The 12,830-nt window shown below is 70.0% G+C and carries 14 protein-coding genes and 1 riboswitch; of the genes, 4 read left to right on the top strand and 10 right to left on the bottom strand.

The annotated features are described in order from the left end of the window. Positions 1-2 precede the first annotated feature (2 nt). The 6 genes from C5E07_RS00485 to C5E07_RS00460 all read right to left on the bottom strand — a co-directional run bounded on the left by C5E07_RS00485 (position 3) and on the right by C5E07_RS00460 (position 4,695). The gene (locus tag C5E07_RS00485) at positions 3-593 is read right to left on the bottom strand and encodes a septum formation family protein (protein WP_104298011.1); all 591 of its coding nucleotides are present in this window, start codon (positions 591-593) and stop codon (positions 3-5) included. 9 nt (positions 594-602) lie between these two features. After that, entirely contained in the window at positions 603-1,166 is a 564-nt protein-coding gene (gene pyrE / locus C5E07_RS00480) for an orotate phosphoribosyltransferase (RefSeq protein WP_104240031.1), read from the bottom strand. Between the two features lie 31 nt (positions 1,167-1,197). Then, the gene (locus C5E07_RS00475; protein ID WP_104305730.1) at positions 1,198-1,416 is read right to left on the bottom strand and encodes a hypothetical protein; all 219 of its coding nucleotides are present in this window, start codon (positions 1,414-1,416) and stop codon (positions 1,198-1,200) included. Between the two features lie 313 nt (positions 1,417-1,729). Then, positions 1,730-2,566 carry an alpha/beta fold hydrolase gene (locus C5E07_RS00470; protein WP_104298009.1) on the bottom strand — a complete coding sequence of 279 codons (837 nt, stop codon included), beginning with the start codon at positions 2,564-2,566 and terminating at the stop codon, positions 1,730-1,732. Between the two features lie 97 nt (positions 2,567-2,663). After that, positions 2,664-3,785, bottom strand: coding sequence for a GNAT family N-acetyltransferase (locus C5E07_RS00465; protein ID WP_104298008.1), 1,122 nt, complete (start codon positions 3,783-3,785; stop codon positions 2,664-2,666). Between the two features lie 43 nt (positions 3,786-3,828). After that, positions 3,829-4,695: a DUF1684 domain-containing protein gene (locus tag C5E07_RS00460; RefSeq protein WP_104298007.1), complete on the bottom strand. Its 867-nt coding sequence runs from the start codon at positions 4,693-4,695 to the stop codon at positions 3,829-3,831. 235 nt (positions 4,696-4,930) lie between these two features. On the opposite strand from C5E07_RS00460, the gene C5E07_RS00455 reads away from it, so the two are divergent. Both C5E07_RS00455 and C5E07_RS00450 read left to right on the top strand, forming a co-directional pair. Continuing rightward, positions 4,931-6,199, top strand: coding sequence for an ammonium transporter (locus C5E07_RS00455; RefSeq protein WP_104298006.1), 1,269 nt, complete (start codon positions 4,931-4,933; stop codon positions 6,197-6,199). A gap of 125 nt (positions 6,200-6,324) precedes the next feature. Continuing rightward, positions 6,325-6,906: a hypothetical protein gene (locus tag C5E07_RS00450; protein WP_104240024.1), complete on the top strand. Its 582-nt coding sequence runs from the start codon at positions 6,325-6,327 to the stop codon at positions 6,904-6,906. 31 nt (positions 6,907-6,937) lie between these two features. Here the strand turns inward: C5E07_RS00450 and C5E07_RS00445 are convergent, their stop codons facing one another. The 3 genes from C5E07_RS00445 to C5E07_RS00435 all read right to left on the bottom strand — a co-directional run bounded on the left by C5E07_RS00445 (position 6,938) and on the right by C5E07_RS00435 (position 8,528). After that, positions 6,938-7,708 carry a lytic transglycosylase domain-containing protein gene (locus C5E07_RS00445; RefSeq protein ID WP_146080457.1) on the bottom strand — a complete coding sequence of 257 codons (771 nt, stop codon included), beginning with the start codon at positions 7,706-7,708 and terminating at the stop codon, positions 6,938-6,940. Between the two features lie 150 nt (positions 7,709-7,858). After that, complete coding sequence (locus C5E07_RS00440) at positions 7,859-8,212, bottom strand: multidrug efflux SMR transporter (RefSeq protein ID WP_104298005.1); 354 nt, start codon at positions 8,210-8,212, stop codon at positions 7,859-7,861. 1 nt (position 8,213) lies between these two features. Beyond that, a complete protein-coding gene (locus tag C5E07_RS00435; protein ID WP_104240021.1) occupies positions 8,214-8,528 on the bottom strand; it encodes a multidrug efflux SMR transporter in 315 nt (104 codons plus the stop codon). A 10-nt stretch (positions 8,529-8,538) separates the two neighbouring features. Further along, a riboswitch (guanidine-III (ykkC-III) riboswitch) is annotated at positions 8,539-8,605 on the bottom strand. 156 nt (positions 8,606-8,761) lie between these two features. Here C5E07_RS00435 and C5E07_RS00430 point away from each other — a divergent pair. Together C5E07_RS00430 and C5E07_RS00425 are read left to right on the top strand one after the other, a co-directional pair. Continuing rightward, positions 8,762-10,090 carry an APC family permease gene (locus C5E07_RS00430; protein WP_104298004.1) on the top strand — a complete coding sequence of 443 codons (1,329 nt, stop codon included), beginning with the start codon at positions 8,762-8,764 and terminating at the stop codon, positions 10,088-10,090. 101 nt (positions 10,091-10,191) lie between these two features. Continuing rightward, complete coding sequence (locus C5E07_RS00425) at positions 10,192-11,145, top strand: manganese catalase family protein (RefSeq protein WP_104298003.1); 954 nt, start codon at positions 10,192-10,194, stop codon at positions 11,143-11,145. A 31-nt stretch (positions 11,146-11,176) separates the two neighbouring features. Here the strand turns inward: C5E07_RS00425 and C5E07_RS00420 are convergent, their stop codons facing one another. Continuing rightward, positions 11,177-12,814 (bottom strand): HNH endonuclease signature motif containing protein, encoded by a 1,638-nt coding sequence (locus C5E07_RS00420; protein ID WP_104298002.1) that lies wholly within the window; start codon positions 12,812-12,814, stop codon positions 11,177-11,179. Positions 12,815-12,830 lie beyond the last annotated feature (16 nt).

The following is a 12,830-nucleotide window of genomic DNA, read 5'->3' as shown; positions in this document are numbered from 1 at the left end:
CGCTACCGGTTCGCCGCGAGCGAGCCGGTCGTGGACGCCCCCGGCGTGGAGGCGAAGCAGCGGTAGCCGCGCAGCCCCGCGTCCCAGTCCGCCTGGTTCAGGGGGTAGCTGGCCTCGATGACGAGCCCGGGCACGGCCGCGGCCGCGGCGGTGTCGAGGACGTCGCTCGCCTGGCACGTGATCTGGGCGCGGTCCCTGAGCGCTTCCTCACCCGGGTACTCGGCGTCTGCGGACAGCGTCGTCGCCTCGACGTCGGCGAGCAGCTGCCCCGAGTGCTCGGCGTCGCAGTCGACGACATCGAACCTGGGCTCCCAGGGCGAGGTGTAGTCGCGGATGCACTGGCCCGGCTCGAGCATCGACGCGTCGGCGCCCGCGAGTGGCACCTCGGTGAGCGCGGGCCCGGCCGTCTCCTCTGGCGGGACCTGCCCGTCGCCGAACGGCTGGAGCCAGACTCCGAGCGCGGCCCCACCGAGGAGGAGGACCCCGATCAGCGCTGCGAGGACGCCGCGGTTGCGGCGCTTCGCGGCGCGCTCCACCTGCTGCTCGCGTGCTTGAGGCTGCTCGCGCGCTTCAGGCGTGGGGGTCGCTGCCATGGGGAGTGCCTAGGCGAGGCCCAGGTCTTCGAGGCCGATTGCGGCGCGATACGGGTAGCCCGCGGCTTCGATGACGCCCTGCGCTTCCGTGGCGCGGTCGACGATGACGGCGACGCCGACGACCTTCGCGCCGACCTTCTCGAGGGCTTCGATGGCCTTGAGCGGCGAGCCGCCCGTGGTGGACGTGTCCTCGAGCACGACGACCCGCTTGCCTTCCAGGTCCGGCCCTTCCACCTGGCGGCCGCGGCCGTGGTCCTTCGGCTCCTTGCGCACGACGAACGCGTCGACGATCTTGCCCTGCGCGAGCCCCTGGTGCATGACGGCGCTCGCGAGCGGGTCTGCACCCATCGTGAGGCCGCCGACTGCATCCACCGGCGCGCCCGTGAGGGTCTCGAACTCCTCGATGACCTCGAGCAGCACGCGGCCGATGAGCGGCGAGGCGCGGTGGTCGAGGCTCAGCTTGCGGAGGTCGATGTAGTACGTCGCCTTCTTCCCGCTCGTGAGGGTGAAGTCGCCGTGGAACACGGCTTCGTCGCGGATGAGTTCGATGAGGGCGTCGCGGTCTGTCGTCACGGTCCTCAAGCCTAATCGCCCGAGGGGCCGGTCAGCGCGCTGAGAGCGAGTCCGCTGCGATGGCGTCGGCGATCGTGGCCCGCGGATGCGCGCGACGCCACTCCCGCAGGGCGGCGCCCGTCGGCAGCCCGTGTTCGTCGCGGCTCGCGGTCATGCCGCCGCCACCGGAGGACGCGGGCCGATGGTCGCCTGCCCCGGACGACGTGGTCGGGTCGAGTTCGCTGGTCTTCGTCACGGTGTTCGTCTTCATCACGCCTCCTCCGGCCAGCGCCTCGCTGGCCTTCGTTGTCTCGGGATGCTTCCGGTCCTGCGCGTCGAGCTGCCGCCAGCCCATCAAGCCCCTCGGCCCGCTGTCAAGCGCCCAGGGCCGTCGATGGCCTGGACTCGCCCGTCTCCGCGACTCCCAGTGAACTCTGCGGATCCTGCGACGGCGGCGATCCCAGCGCCTCCAAGGCCGCCGAGCGCGCGCACGCTGTGAGATCGCCGAGACGCCGAGACCCGGCCACCGAAACGACGGTGGCCGGGTCCCGGCGTCCAGCGGAGTTGTCACCCTCCTCGCGGAATCAGCGGCTGAGGAACTCCAGCACGACCCGGTTCCACTCGTCGACGTGACTCACGTTGACGCCGTGGGGCGCATCCGCCACGACGTACAGCTCGGAGCCGGCGACGGCCTCGTTCGTGCGAGCTCCGGACCCCTCGAAGGGCACGGTCGCGTCGCTGTCACCGTGGATGACGAGCGTCGGCACCTTCACGGCCTGCAGGTCGTCGCGGAAGTCGGTGCTCGCGAACGCCGCCATGGCCTGCAAAGCGGCGGGCTTGAACGCCTGCTTGGTCAGCTCGATGGCCGCCTGGCGCTCCTGCTCGGAGACGACGAGCTTGTCGTCGACCGAGTAGAACGTGGTGATGAAGCCGTCGTAGAACGACTCCTGGTTGGCGGTGAGCGCGGCCGTCATCTTCGCGGCCTCTCCAGCCTCGAGGGGGCCGTCCGGGTTGCCGGCGGTCTTCAGCAGGTACGGCGGGACAGCGGATGCGAAGACGACGCTGTGCACGCGCTCGTCGCCGAACTTCGCGAGGTAGCGGGCCACTTCGCCGCCGCCCATGGAGAAGCCGACGAGGGTGACCTCGCGCAGGTCGAGGGCCTCGAGCACCGACTGCAGGTCGTCGGCGAAGCTGTCGTAGCTGTACCCCGTGAGGGGCTTGTCGCTGCGGCCGAAGCCGCGGCGGTCGTAGGTCACGACGCGGTGGCCGGCGGCTTCGAAGGCCGGCACCTGGTGGTTCCAGGCTTCGCCCGAGAGCGGCCAGCCGTGGATGAGGACAACGGGGCGACCGGTTCCGCCCGTGTCGTCGACGTGGAGCTTCGTTTCCGCGAGCAGGCCGTGGTGTGCGGTGATCTCAGTCATTGCGGTGCCTTCCCGCGCCGCGACTTGCGACGCATCGGGAATCATTCGGAACCGGGCTCGGCATCGGATCGGTGGCTCGGAGGTTCGGAGGCAACGCTCAGACGTCGATCGTGAAGGCGAGGAGCTGGAACGGCGGCCGCCCGTCGCCGGGGTCGACGGTGCGCACGCGCGACTCGAGGATGGAGAAGCCGAGCCGCTCGTAGAGGCGGTGCGCTCGCACCATCTGCGGTCCGCTGTTCATGACCACGCGGCGCAGCCCGCGCCGTCGCGCGAGCTCGATGACAAGCCTCGTGAGGATCGCGCCGACCCCGCGCCCGCGAGCGCCTGGGTCGACGGCGAGCAGCCGGAAGTCGAGCTCCTCGTCGCTCTCGGGCAGCGTCGTGAGGTGCTCCCCCGGTTTCGGCGTCACGACGGATCCGAGCAGCTCCCCGCTCAGTGCATCCACGGCGACCCACACCTGGTTGGCTTCGGCGCGCTCGGCGACGGAGACGATGTCGTCGCGGTAGTGGCTCGAGATCGTGTACTCGAGTTCGTAGGCGCGCAGCGAGAGGGCCGAGACGGCGTCGATCTCGTTCGGCCGCACGAGCCGCACCACGACGCCGGGGTCGAGCTGCAACGGCAGCCGGTAGTCGATGTGTGGGACGCGGGACGCATCGGCGACCGCCTCCGTGTCGCTCGCGTCGTCGGCCCCGTTGGTGCGCCGATAGCCCAGGCCCTCGTAGAGCGCCTGCGCGGCGAGGTTCTTGCCTCCCGTGTCGAGCACGAGCGCGGATGCGCCCCACCCGAGGGCCGTCTCGCTCGCCGCCTGCATGAGGCGCTTCGCGACGCCGAGCCGCTGCGCGGTCGGTGAGACGGCGAGGAGGCGCACCTCCGCTTCATCCCCCGTGGCGAGGCGCGATGGGCCCGTGCCGGCGCGCGCGATGCTGAGCGTGCCCACGATCTCGGCGCCGTCGCGACCGCCGGAACCGTCGCGTTCGGCGACGAGCACAGCACCGGCTGCGGCTCGTCCCTCGACGTCGCGCACGAAGCGTCGGCGCTCTTCGCCGACCTGCAGGTGCCCGTATGGCCCAGCGGCGAACGCGGCCTCGCTGACGCGGATGACCTCGGGCCAGTCGGCGGGCGCTGCCTCGCGGACGTGGATCCCAGCGGGCACAGCGCGCCTTGCGGGCCCTGGCCCGGCCGACGCCGCCTGCGTCGGCACGGGTGCGGTCTGCGTCATGCGGCGGATGCCCCGATCAGCTCGATGTCGAGGACCTGGAACTTCACGCTGAGGCGCTCTCTGCGTGCTCGCCGGCCTTCGCGAGCGGCGTCTTCTCCCCGGCCTCGATGCCGACGGGGAGTCGGTTCTCCGCGGGAGGCAGCGGGCAGGTCGCGAAGACCGTGTACGCGCATGGCAGGTTCACGGCGCGGTTGAAGTCGACCGTGACGCGGCCCTCCGCATCCGGCGCCGAGACCGACAGGGCACGATTCGCGGCGTACGTCGTGAGGCCGCTCGTCGCATCCGTGAACAGGACGAGCAGCGATCCAGCCTCGTGCCCGTTGAACGCGGTGAGCGAGAACTGCTCGCCGCGAAGCTCGAAGGTGACCTTGCCCGGCGAGGAGTAGACGTGCTCGAGCCCCTCGACCGCCGCACCGACGGTGACATCGCGCGGCTCGTCGAACGCCTCGAATGTGCCCTGCGCGCGCCAGCGCGGGTTCGGGAGGTAGGTGGGGGTGCCCGAGTAGGCGGCCAGGTAGTCGTAGTCGGGGTCGCGGGGGCGCACGATCGTGAAGCCTCCCCGCTTGGCGATCTCGATGAGCACCCTGCCGGCGCGGGCGGTGACCCCGTCGCGCTCGGCGATGCACGGGAACCGGTGCAGCCGGGGCCCCTGCAGCAGGAGGCCGTCAGCCTCGAGGGTCTCGCCGTCGGCGAGGTCGACGATCGCCTGCCCGTCCTCGAGCGACCAGGAACCGGGGATGCCGTCGATGGCCTGCGGCTGTTCCGACAGGAAGTTCAGGCTGGTCACGGCCAGGAACCCGTGGCCATCCGTGCGTCGCTTCTCGTGCTCGACGTGCCACGCCTCCCAGTCGCGGGTGAACTGGTCGCGGTCGACGTCGCGGACAAGGGACGGGGAAGCCGAGATGCTCATGCGGGGATGGTAGGCAGACGCCGCCTGGAACCGTAAGACGGGGCCTGCGCCGGACTACTCAGGGCGTCACATTGCGCAAGGCGGGCGGTGCGTTTCAGGGGACATGCCGGAAACACGACTGCAACACACTTCGTTCGTTCGCGTAACACCACCGCCGCGCAGGCGAAACAGCACGAGCGCACCATGAGTGCACCCCGACGCCCCACGTGCGTCCCTTGCAGAGAGGTCTACAACGATGGATCAAGGAAATACCGCATTCATCCTCTTCTCGGCGGCGCTCGTGCTGCTGATGACACCAGGACTGGCGTTCTTCTACGGAGGCCTGGTCAAGGCGAAGAGCGTGATCAGCATGATGATGATGAGCTTCGGCGCGATCGGCCTGATCGGCGTGCTGTGGGTGCTCTTCGGCTACTCGATCGCCTTCCCGGCGGCTGAGGGCCTGAGCCCGCTCTTCGCGATCGACCCGTCCGCGATGGGGCTCTCCAGCCTCCTCGAGGTGCCGGAAGACGCCGCCTACCCGCCGCTCGCGTTCGCCGCCTTCCAGGCGACCTTCGCGATCATCACCGTCGCCCTCGTCTCCGGCGCCATCGCCGACCGCGCGAAGTTCGGCTCGTGGATGATCTTCGCCGGCATCTGGGCGACCGTCGTCTACTTCCCCGTCGCCAGCTGGGTCTTCAACTTCGGCCTCGCCGACGACGGCTCCTTCGCCTACGGCGGATGGACGACCTACGGCCTGCAGGAGACGTTCGGCCTCGGCGTCATCGACTTCGCCGGCGGCACGGCAGTGCACATCACGGCCGGTGCGGCAGCCCTCGCCCTCGCACTTGTCCTCGGCCGCCGCGTCGGCTTCGGCAAGGGAGCTCACGTCCCCCACAACCCGCCGTTCGTGCTCCTCGGCGCCGGCCTCCTCTGGTTCGGCTGGTTCGGCTTCAACGCCGGGTCCGAGCTCGCCGCTGACGGCGTCGCAGCCCTCGCCGTCGTCAACACGATCGCAGCCCCCGCGGCCGCGCTCCTCGCCTGGCTGGTCGTCGAGAAGATCCGCGACGGCAAGCCCACCTCGGTCGGCGCAGCATCCGGTGCCGTCGCGGGCCTGGTCGCCATCACCCCCGCCTGCGCATCCCTCGACCCCGTGTGGGCGATCGTCCTCGGCGTCATCGCCGGGGCCGTCTGCGCCATCGCGATCGACCTGAAGTTCAAGCTGGGCCTCGACGACTCGCTCGACGTCGTGGGCATCCACCTCGTCGGCGGCCTCATCGGAACCCTCTACCTTGGCTTCTTCGCCAACGGCACCGGCCTGTTCCTCGGTGGAGACGGCACGCAGCTCCTCGTGCAGGCCATCGCGGCCTTCGCCATCATGGCGTACTCCTTCGTCGGAGCCCTGGTCATCGGATTCATCATCCACAAGACCATCGGCTTCCGTGTGAAGGACGAGGACGAGATCGCCGGCCTCGACACCGTCTCGCACGGTGAGGCGGGCTACGTGCTCGAGGACACGCGCGTCTAGCGTCGCCCCGTTCACCGACCTCGAAGGTGGCGGCACAGTTCACAGACTGGCCGCCACCTTCTGGCCTTCCCCCACCAGGGCAGCGCCAACCCCAACTGAGCTACACGCAGATTGGACGCCGTTCGATGAAGATCGTCACGCCGCAGTCGCTGCCCCGGGAACGACTCGGCACCGACCTCCGCTCGGGAAGCGTGCACGAGATCTGGCGCGACCCGGACGACGAGGTCGACCCCAGGTGGAGCCTCTCCCTCGTCGACGTGAAGCGAAACGTGAAGTCGCTGCACCGGCCCGAGGGAACGGTCGACCACTGGCTCGGCATCAGCGGGCCGCAGCTGCGACTCGTGGATGGGACACGGCAGGAGAAGGTGCGCGCCGACCACCAGATCGTGGTCGAGTCGACGACGCCGCTCCTCCTGCTGCGCAGCTCCATCGGACGCGCGAAGAGCACCCGGCTGCTGCGGGTGACCCGCAAGTCGGAGATGCAGCCCATCATCCTCGGCCGCGTCTTCGTGAGCGACCCCGTCGAGTTCGACCCGGACGTGCGCGCCATCTACCTCATCAGCGGACGCCTCCGCGTCGCCGACACCGATCTTGCCGAGGGCGAGGCGGCGATCTTCGACGAGACCGTCCCCCCGGTGATGCACTCGGATGGTGCCTTCGTCGCGACCATGGCGATCCCCTGCGTCGAGGTGCCCCAGGGCTCGTGACCGGGCCGCGCCCCGCGGTTGCTCTGAACCCCTACGGGGCGTAGAGCACGGCGTAGCCGGCGACCTCGCGTGCGTACTCGGCCGGGAGGTTGTAGGCGGAGATCGCCGTGTTCCAGCCGTCATCGCTCGTGAGCTCGCCACCCCGCTCGCAGAGGTAGGCGGCCGCCGTCTGCACGGCGTCGTCGATGTGGTGCGGGTCGGCGACACCGTCGAAGTTCGCGTCCTGCCCGAACTTCGCCCACGTCTCCGGGATGAACTGCATGGGGCCGACCGCGCGGTCCCATTCCGTGTCCTCGTCGAGGGCACCGCCGTCAGTGTCCGGGATGGCGAGGAACCCTGCGCTGCCATCGAGCGGCACGCCGATGATGCGCGGCTCGACCTGGCCCGAATCCAGTACCTGAGACCCGCCGTACGTGCCGTGACGGGACTCGACGGCCCCGATGCCCGCGAGGGTGTTCCAACCGATGCCGCACTCCGGACGCGTCTCCGAGACGCGGATCGCGGCTCCCGCGTACGCCGAGAGCGCCCTGGTCGGGATGCCCGTCGCCTCTGAGGTCACCTGCACCCAGGCCGGAGCCGCGAGCTCGGCGAGCGGCACATCCCAGATCCCGTACCCCGCCGACTCGGGCAGGGCCTGCGCAGGCGCCGCCGGGTAGCCCTCGGCCGCGGGGTCGAGTTCCGGCTCCGTCTGCACCTGAGCCTCCCCGCTGCCGACCTCGTCCTCGCCGTAGGCGGGTGAGAAGAAGGACCCGGCGCATCCCGTCAGCAGCGAAGCGGACGCGACGCCGACACCCAGCGCCATGAGGAGGCGAGTGCGAGCGGGGGTGCTGGCAGACGAGACGATGATGCTGGCCCTTCCTGGGGTCGGCGGCGGGGGTCGGCGGTGACTGGGGCCGAAAGGCTCAGCGTACGTGCGACCACGGACACCCGACTGGATGCGCGCCGAACGCACTCAGGCGCGTTCGGCTTCTTCGACGAGCCCAGCCTTCTTCTCCGGCACGAGCTTCAGCCCGATGACGGCCAGGATGATGCCGGAGATGAACACGGCCTTCCACGGAGAGAACGCTTCGTCGCCCGTCGCCATCGCGTAGATGACGGTGAGGGCAGCCCCGATGCCGACCCACACGGCGTAGGCGGTGCCGATCGGGATGCGAGCTGCGGCCCAGCCGAGGCCCAGCATGCTGAGCACGACCCCCACGAAGAAGACGATCGTCGGGACGGGCTGCGTGAACCCCTCCGACTGGCCGAGGGCGGTGGCCCAGACGGCTTCGAGGATGCCGCTGATGACAAGCGCGATCCACGCCATGTCAACTCACCACCTTGAGGCCGATGACGGAGCCGACGAGCAGCAGGAGCAGGAGGACTCGGGCGACCGAGACGCGTTCCTGCTTCGTGACCATGGCCCAGACGACGGTGAGGGTCGCGCCGATGCCGACCCAGACCGCGTAGGCGGTGCCGGTGGGCAGCTGCGTCATGGCCCAGGCGAGGCCGGCCATGCTGATCGTGAGCGACACGAGGAACACTACGACGGGGACGGGCTTCTTGAAGCCCTTCGAGGCGGAGAGCGCTGAGGCCCAGACGGCCTCCAGCATTCCAGACAGAATCAACACGAACCAAGCCACGACGGCTCCTTCTGAGTCAGTCTTGTCGTGGTGCGGGTACTGCTCCCTCGTCCGCAAGCCCGATTCCGGGGCTTCAACATCCAACGGTAGCAACAGCCAGGACCATTGGCCAGGTCTGAGGCGCGGTCGCTGCGGATGCACAGGGGCTGCCCATCCACACCCGTCGGATGCACACCACCGCACACCTGACAAGGGGCGGGGGCCTTCATCCCCACGCGGGACAGACTCTGAGCATGTCTCCCACGCAGCCCCCATCGCAGACTCCGGCACTCAAACGCGACGTCACGGGGCTGCTGCTCTTCGTGTTCATCCTCGGCGACGTGCTCGGGGCCGGGATCTACGCCCTCGTCGGCACCATCTCAGGCGAGGTCGGCGGCGTCACCTGGCTGCCGCTGCTCGTCGCCCTCGGCCTGGCCCTGCTCACAGCGGCGTCGTACGCGGAGCTCGTCACGAAGTACCCGAAGGCCGGCGGCTCCGCGGTGTTCGCGCAGCGCGCCTACCGCTCGGAGTTCGTGTCCTTCATGGTGGGCTTCTGCATGCTCGCGGCCGGCGTCGTGAGCGCGGCGAGCCTCGCACTCGCGTTCAGCGGCGACTACCTGGCCACGTTCGTCGATCTGCCGCCCGTGGTCGGCGCATCCCTGCTGCTTGTGCTCATCGCCCTCGTCAACCTCCGCGGCATCAAGGAATCGCTGCGCTCGAACATCATCATGACGTGCATCGAGCTCACCGGTCTCGTCTTGGTCGTGGTCCTCGTGGGGGTCCTCGTCGGCAACGGCGGTGGCGACATCGGCCGGGCGGTGTCGTTCGGCGACGGGATCAGCCCGTTCCCGGCCGTGCTCGGCGCGGCCCTGCTCGCCTACTACTCCTACGTCGGATTCGAGACGTCGGCGAACCTCATCGAGGAGGTGCGCGAGCCGTCCAAGGTGTACCCGAAGGCCCTCTTCTTCTCGCTGCTGACCGCCGGTTTCATGTACATGCTCGTCGGCACCGCAGCGTCCATCGCAGTGCCCGCTGGCGAGCTCGCCGAGTCCACCGGCCCGCTGCTCGACGTCATCGAGGCGACCGGGGTTCCGGTTCCGGCTTGGCTGTTCAGCGCGATCGCCCTCATCGCGGTCGCCAACGGAGCGCTGCTGACCATGATCATGGCGAGCCGCCTCACCTACGGCATGGCGGGGCAGGGCCTGCTGCCCCGGATGCTCGGGCGCGTGCTGCCCGGGAGGCGCACCCCGTGGGTCGCCATCATCGTCACCACCGTCTGCGCCATCGTGCTCACCGCAACCGGCGGCATCGCCGTGCTCGCCGAGACCGTCGTCATCCTGCTGCTCATCGTGTTCATCAGCACCAACCTCGCCGTGCTCGTGCTGCGTCGCGACAAGGTCGAGCACGCCCACTTCCGAGCCTGGACGGCGCTGCCCGTGCTCGCGATCATCTCCTGCATCGTCCTGCTCACGCAGCAGAGCGGCGAGGTGTGGCTGCGCGGCGGGATCATCGTCGCGGTCGGGCTCGTCACGTACGTCGTGCTGCGCTTCGCGCGGCGAGGTGTCGCGCGTTCTACACCCTGAGCCGGGGCTCGCGGTAGCCCTCTCGAAAACCCAGGAACGGTTGGTGCTCTTGGGGAACCGGCGCGTCCGTGTCGGCCCGGAACGATGACGAGGAGACACCCATGTACTTCCACGCACAGACCTGGATCAATGACATCGCCGACGGCGAGCCAGACCCCGCAGCGGCGAACGCCCTCCAGGAGGGGCTCGGTGGGCAGTTCGGCGAGATGCGCACCATGATGCAGTACCTCTTCCAGGCGATGAACTTCCGCGGCCCCACCGCGAAGCCCTACCGCGACCTCATCCAGGGCATCGGCACGGAGGAGATCAGCCACGTCGAGCTCATCGGGACGACGATCTCGCGCCTCCTCGACGGCTCCCCCGAGTACACGGGCAAGCTCACCGACCCCGTCGACAAGCCGGGCGCCGGCGGCGCGACGCCGCTGAAGATCGCGCTCGACACGAGCAACATCCACCACTATCTCGTGGGTGCGCAGGGTGCGCTGCCGGTGGACGCGGCCGGCAACCCGTGGAGCGGCAGCTACGTGTACAACTCGGGCAACCTGCCCCTCGACCTGCTGTACAACCTCATGCTCGAGTCGACGGGGCGCCTGCAGAAGTGCCGCATCTACGAGATGACCGACAACCCGACGGCGCGCGGCACGATCGCCTACCTCATCGTGCGCGATCAGGCGCACGAGAACGCCTACGCGCGGGCGCTGGAGACGCTCGGCGTGAGCTGGAAGTCGCTGCTGCCCATCCCCAAGACGAACGCCGAGGCGTTCCCCGAGGTGAAGGAGCTCCTCGACCTGGAGTTGCAGAGCAAGCAGTACTCGTTCGACCTCGACGGCAAGTCGGAGGCGGGCAAGATCTTCCAGGGAGCGTCGCCCTCAAACGATGGGACGACGCTGGACGCCTCCGAGCAGGCGCCGGCAGGCGCCCCGTCGTTCATCGCCGACGAGCGTCTCGAGGAGTTCGCGCCGGGGCTCGACGCCGAGCTGCTCGCCCTCATCCAGGCGACGGCCGAGCTCGAGCTGTCGGAGGTCAACGGGTTCTACGGGCCGACAACGAAGTAGAGCGAAGACAGGGCAGCGCGACCGGCCCCGGTCAGAACGGCGGAGGGTCGACGCCAGAGGCTGGGCCAGGCGACGGGCCGGGCGCCGGGCCAGAAGCCGGGCCGGGCGCCAGGCCAGAAGCCGGGCCGGGCGCCAGGCCAGAAGCCGGGCCGGGCGCCAGGCCAGAAGCCGGGCCGGGCGCCAGGCCAGAAGCCGGGCCGGGCGCCAGGCCAGAAGCCGGGCCGGTCGCCGGGCCAGCGGACGGGCCGGGCGCCAGGCCAGAAGCCGGGCCAGAGAACGGGCCAGGCGCAGATCCCGGCGGTTGCACCCGGTAGGTGCTCCCGCGGATCTCGATGCCGGGCGCACCGCCCGGCGAGGGCCCGAAGGTGACGCCGCGCGGTTCAGGAGCGTCGACCAGGACGATGCCGCTGGGCGAGGTCCACTCGAGGACCCCGCCCGGCAGCTGGCGGACCCGCCAGGCCGTGTTGCCTTTCACCGTGTGGTTCCAGCGACACAGCCCGGCGAGGTTGACGAGGCTCGTCGGCCCGCCCTCGGACGCCGGGATCGTGTGGTCGAGGTCGCACTTCTCGGCGGGGAGGCGACACCCCGGGAACCGGCAGTGCACGTCTCGAGCGCGCAGCCACGCACGCATCGCCTCGGTCGGCCGGTAGCGGTCGACCTCGACCACCGTTCCCGTGATCGGGTGGGTCAGGATGCGCTCGAAGCTCGGTGCGTTGGCGGCGAGGGCCTTCGCGACGCTCATCGGGATCGGCGTCACGCCGTCCAAGAGCGCGGGAGTCGTCTCGAGCGAGCTGCCGTCGCCTGCCCTGGCGTCGAGCATCGTCAGCACCGGCATCGTGACCGATGCCTTGGCGGTGATGCCTGCCGCGGCCGGGCAGGACGTCAGCTCGCCGGTGAGGAGCAGCTCGGCGAACACGTCGGCCCGCACCTGGTGGAAGGTTCGCGGGTCGTCGGATTCGCCGCCTCTCGTCGCGATGATGGACTTCGCCATTTCGGACAAGCGCCCGTCGATCGCCGTGAGCACCGGCAGCGAGTGCCGCGCGCCAAGCGACGCCATGCCGTCCGCCTCGCGCGTGACGAGCACAGCCCGCGACCCCATCGCCTGGTCGTAGCGTTCCTCCAGCGACGAGGCCGTCAGTCGCTCGGCCTGCTTGATCGCGAAGTCCTTCAACCTGCCCGGCGACGTCGACCGGGCCTTCTCGAGCGCAACCTGCACGAGCAGCTCACGCCGCGCGGCCTGTTCCGCTGGGTCTTCGTGCACGATGATCGTGCCCGCCTCGCACACGATGCGCGCGTGCGCCATCGACACCTCACCGGCCGCGAGCGCCGCGTGCACAAGCGGGAAGTCCTCCGTGAGAACCGCCGAGCGGCCCATGATGCTCGCGACGGCCTGCCTCGAGGTGTTCGTGACCGCCGCGATCTCCGCCTTCCACGACCGCAGCGCCCACTCCTGCTCGAGGGTGCCCGCTCGCTCATCTTCAGCGACCCCGGTTCGTGCCGCCAGCGCGTAGACGCGCGCCTGCTCTGCCTGCGCGCGGGCCACGCCGGCGTTCGCCTCGGCGATCAGGGAGACCAGCAGGAAGCGCTCGAGGTTGCGCACGCGCTCGACCATCTGGGCAGGTGGCATCCACCCTTCCGGGATCCTCGTTGCGAGCGCTTCATCGACCATGCGACCAGCTTCCCCC

Source organism: Pseudoclavibacter sp. RFBJ3 (assembly GCF_002931375.1).
GTDB lineage: Bacteria > Actinomycetota > Actinomycetes > Actinomycetales > Microbacteriaceae > Pseudoclavibacter.
The sequence above is the reverse complement of the archived record's forward strand: the minus strand, read 5'-3'. Positions and strand labels throughout refer to the sequence as shown.

What these genes read in the sequence shown, in the direction of transcription:
- C5E07_RS00485 (WP_104298011.1), bottom strand. Translation starts at nt 593, where the DNA reads ATGGCAGCGACCCCCACGCCTGAAGCGCGCGAGCAGCCTCAAGCACGC.
- C5E07_RS00475 (WP_104305730.1), bottom strand. Translation starts at nt 1,416, where the DNA reads ATGAAGACGAACACCGTGACGAAGACCAGCGAACTCGACCCGACCACG.
- C5E07_RS00470 (WP_104298009.1), bottom strand. Translation starts at nt 2,566, where the DNA reads ATGACTGAGATCACCGCACACCACGGCCTGCTCGCGGAAACGAAGCTC.
- C5E07_RS00465 (WP_104298008.1), bottom strand. Translation starts at nt 3,785, where the DNA reads ATGACGCAGACCGCACCCGTGCCGACGCAGGCGGCGTCGGCCGGGCCA.
- C5E07_RS00460 (WP_104298007.1), bottom strand. Translation starts at nt 4,695, where the DNA reads ATGAGCATCTCGGCTTCCCCGTCCCTTGTCCGCGACGTCGACCGCGAC.
- C5E07_RS00455 (WP_104298006.1), top strand. Translation starts at nt 4,931, where the DNA reads ATGGATCAAGGAAATACCGCATTCATCCTCTTCTCGGCGGCGCTCGTG.
- C5E07_RS00450 (WP_104240024.1), top strand. Translation starts at nt 6,325, where the DNA reads ATGAAGATCGTCACGCCGCAGTCGCTGCCCCGGGAACGACTCGGCACC.
- C5E07_RS00445 (WP_146080457.1), bottom strand. Translation starts at nt 7,708, where the DNA reads ATGGCGCTGGGTGTCGGCGTCGCGTCCGCTTCGCTGCTGACGGGATGC.
- C5E07_RS00440 (WP_104298005.1), bottom strand. Translation starts at nt 8,212, where the DNA reads ATGGCGTGGATCGCGCTTGTCATCAGCGGCATCCTCGAAGCCGTCTGG.
- C5E07_RS00430 (WP_104298004.1), top strand. Translation starts at nt 8,762, where the DNA reads ATGTCTCCCACGCAGCCCCCATCGCAGACTCCGGCACTCAAACGCGAC.
- C5E07_RS00425 (WP_104298003.1), top strand. Translation starts at nt 10,192, where the DNA reads ATGTACTTCCACGCACAGACCTGGATCAATGACATCGCCGACGGCGAG.
- C5E07_RS00420 (WP_104298002.1), bottom strand. Translation starts at nt 12,814, where the DNA reads ATGGTCGATGAAGCGCTCGCAACGAGGATCCCGGAAGGGTGGATGCCA.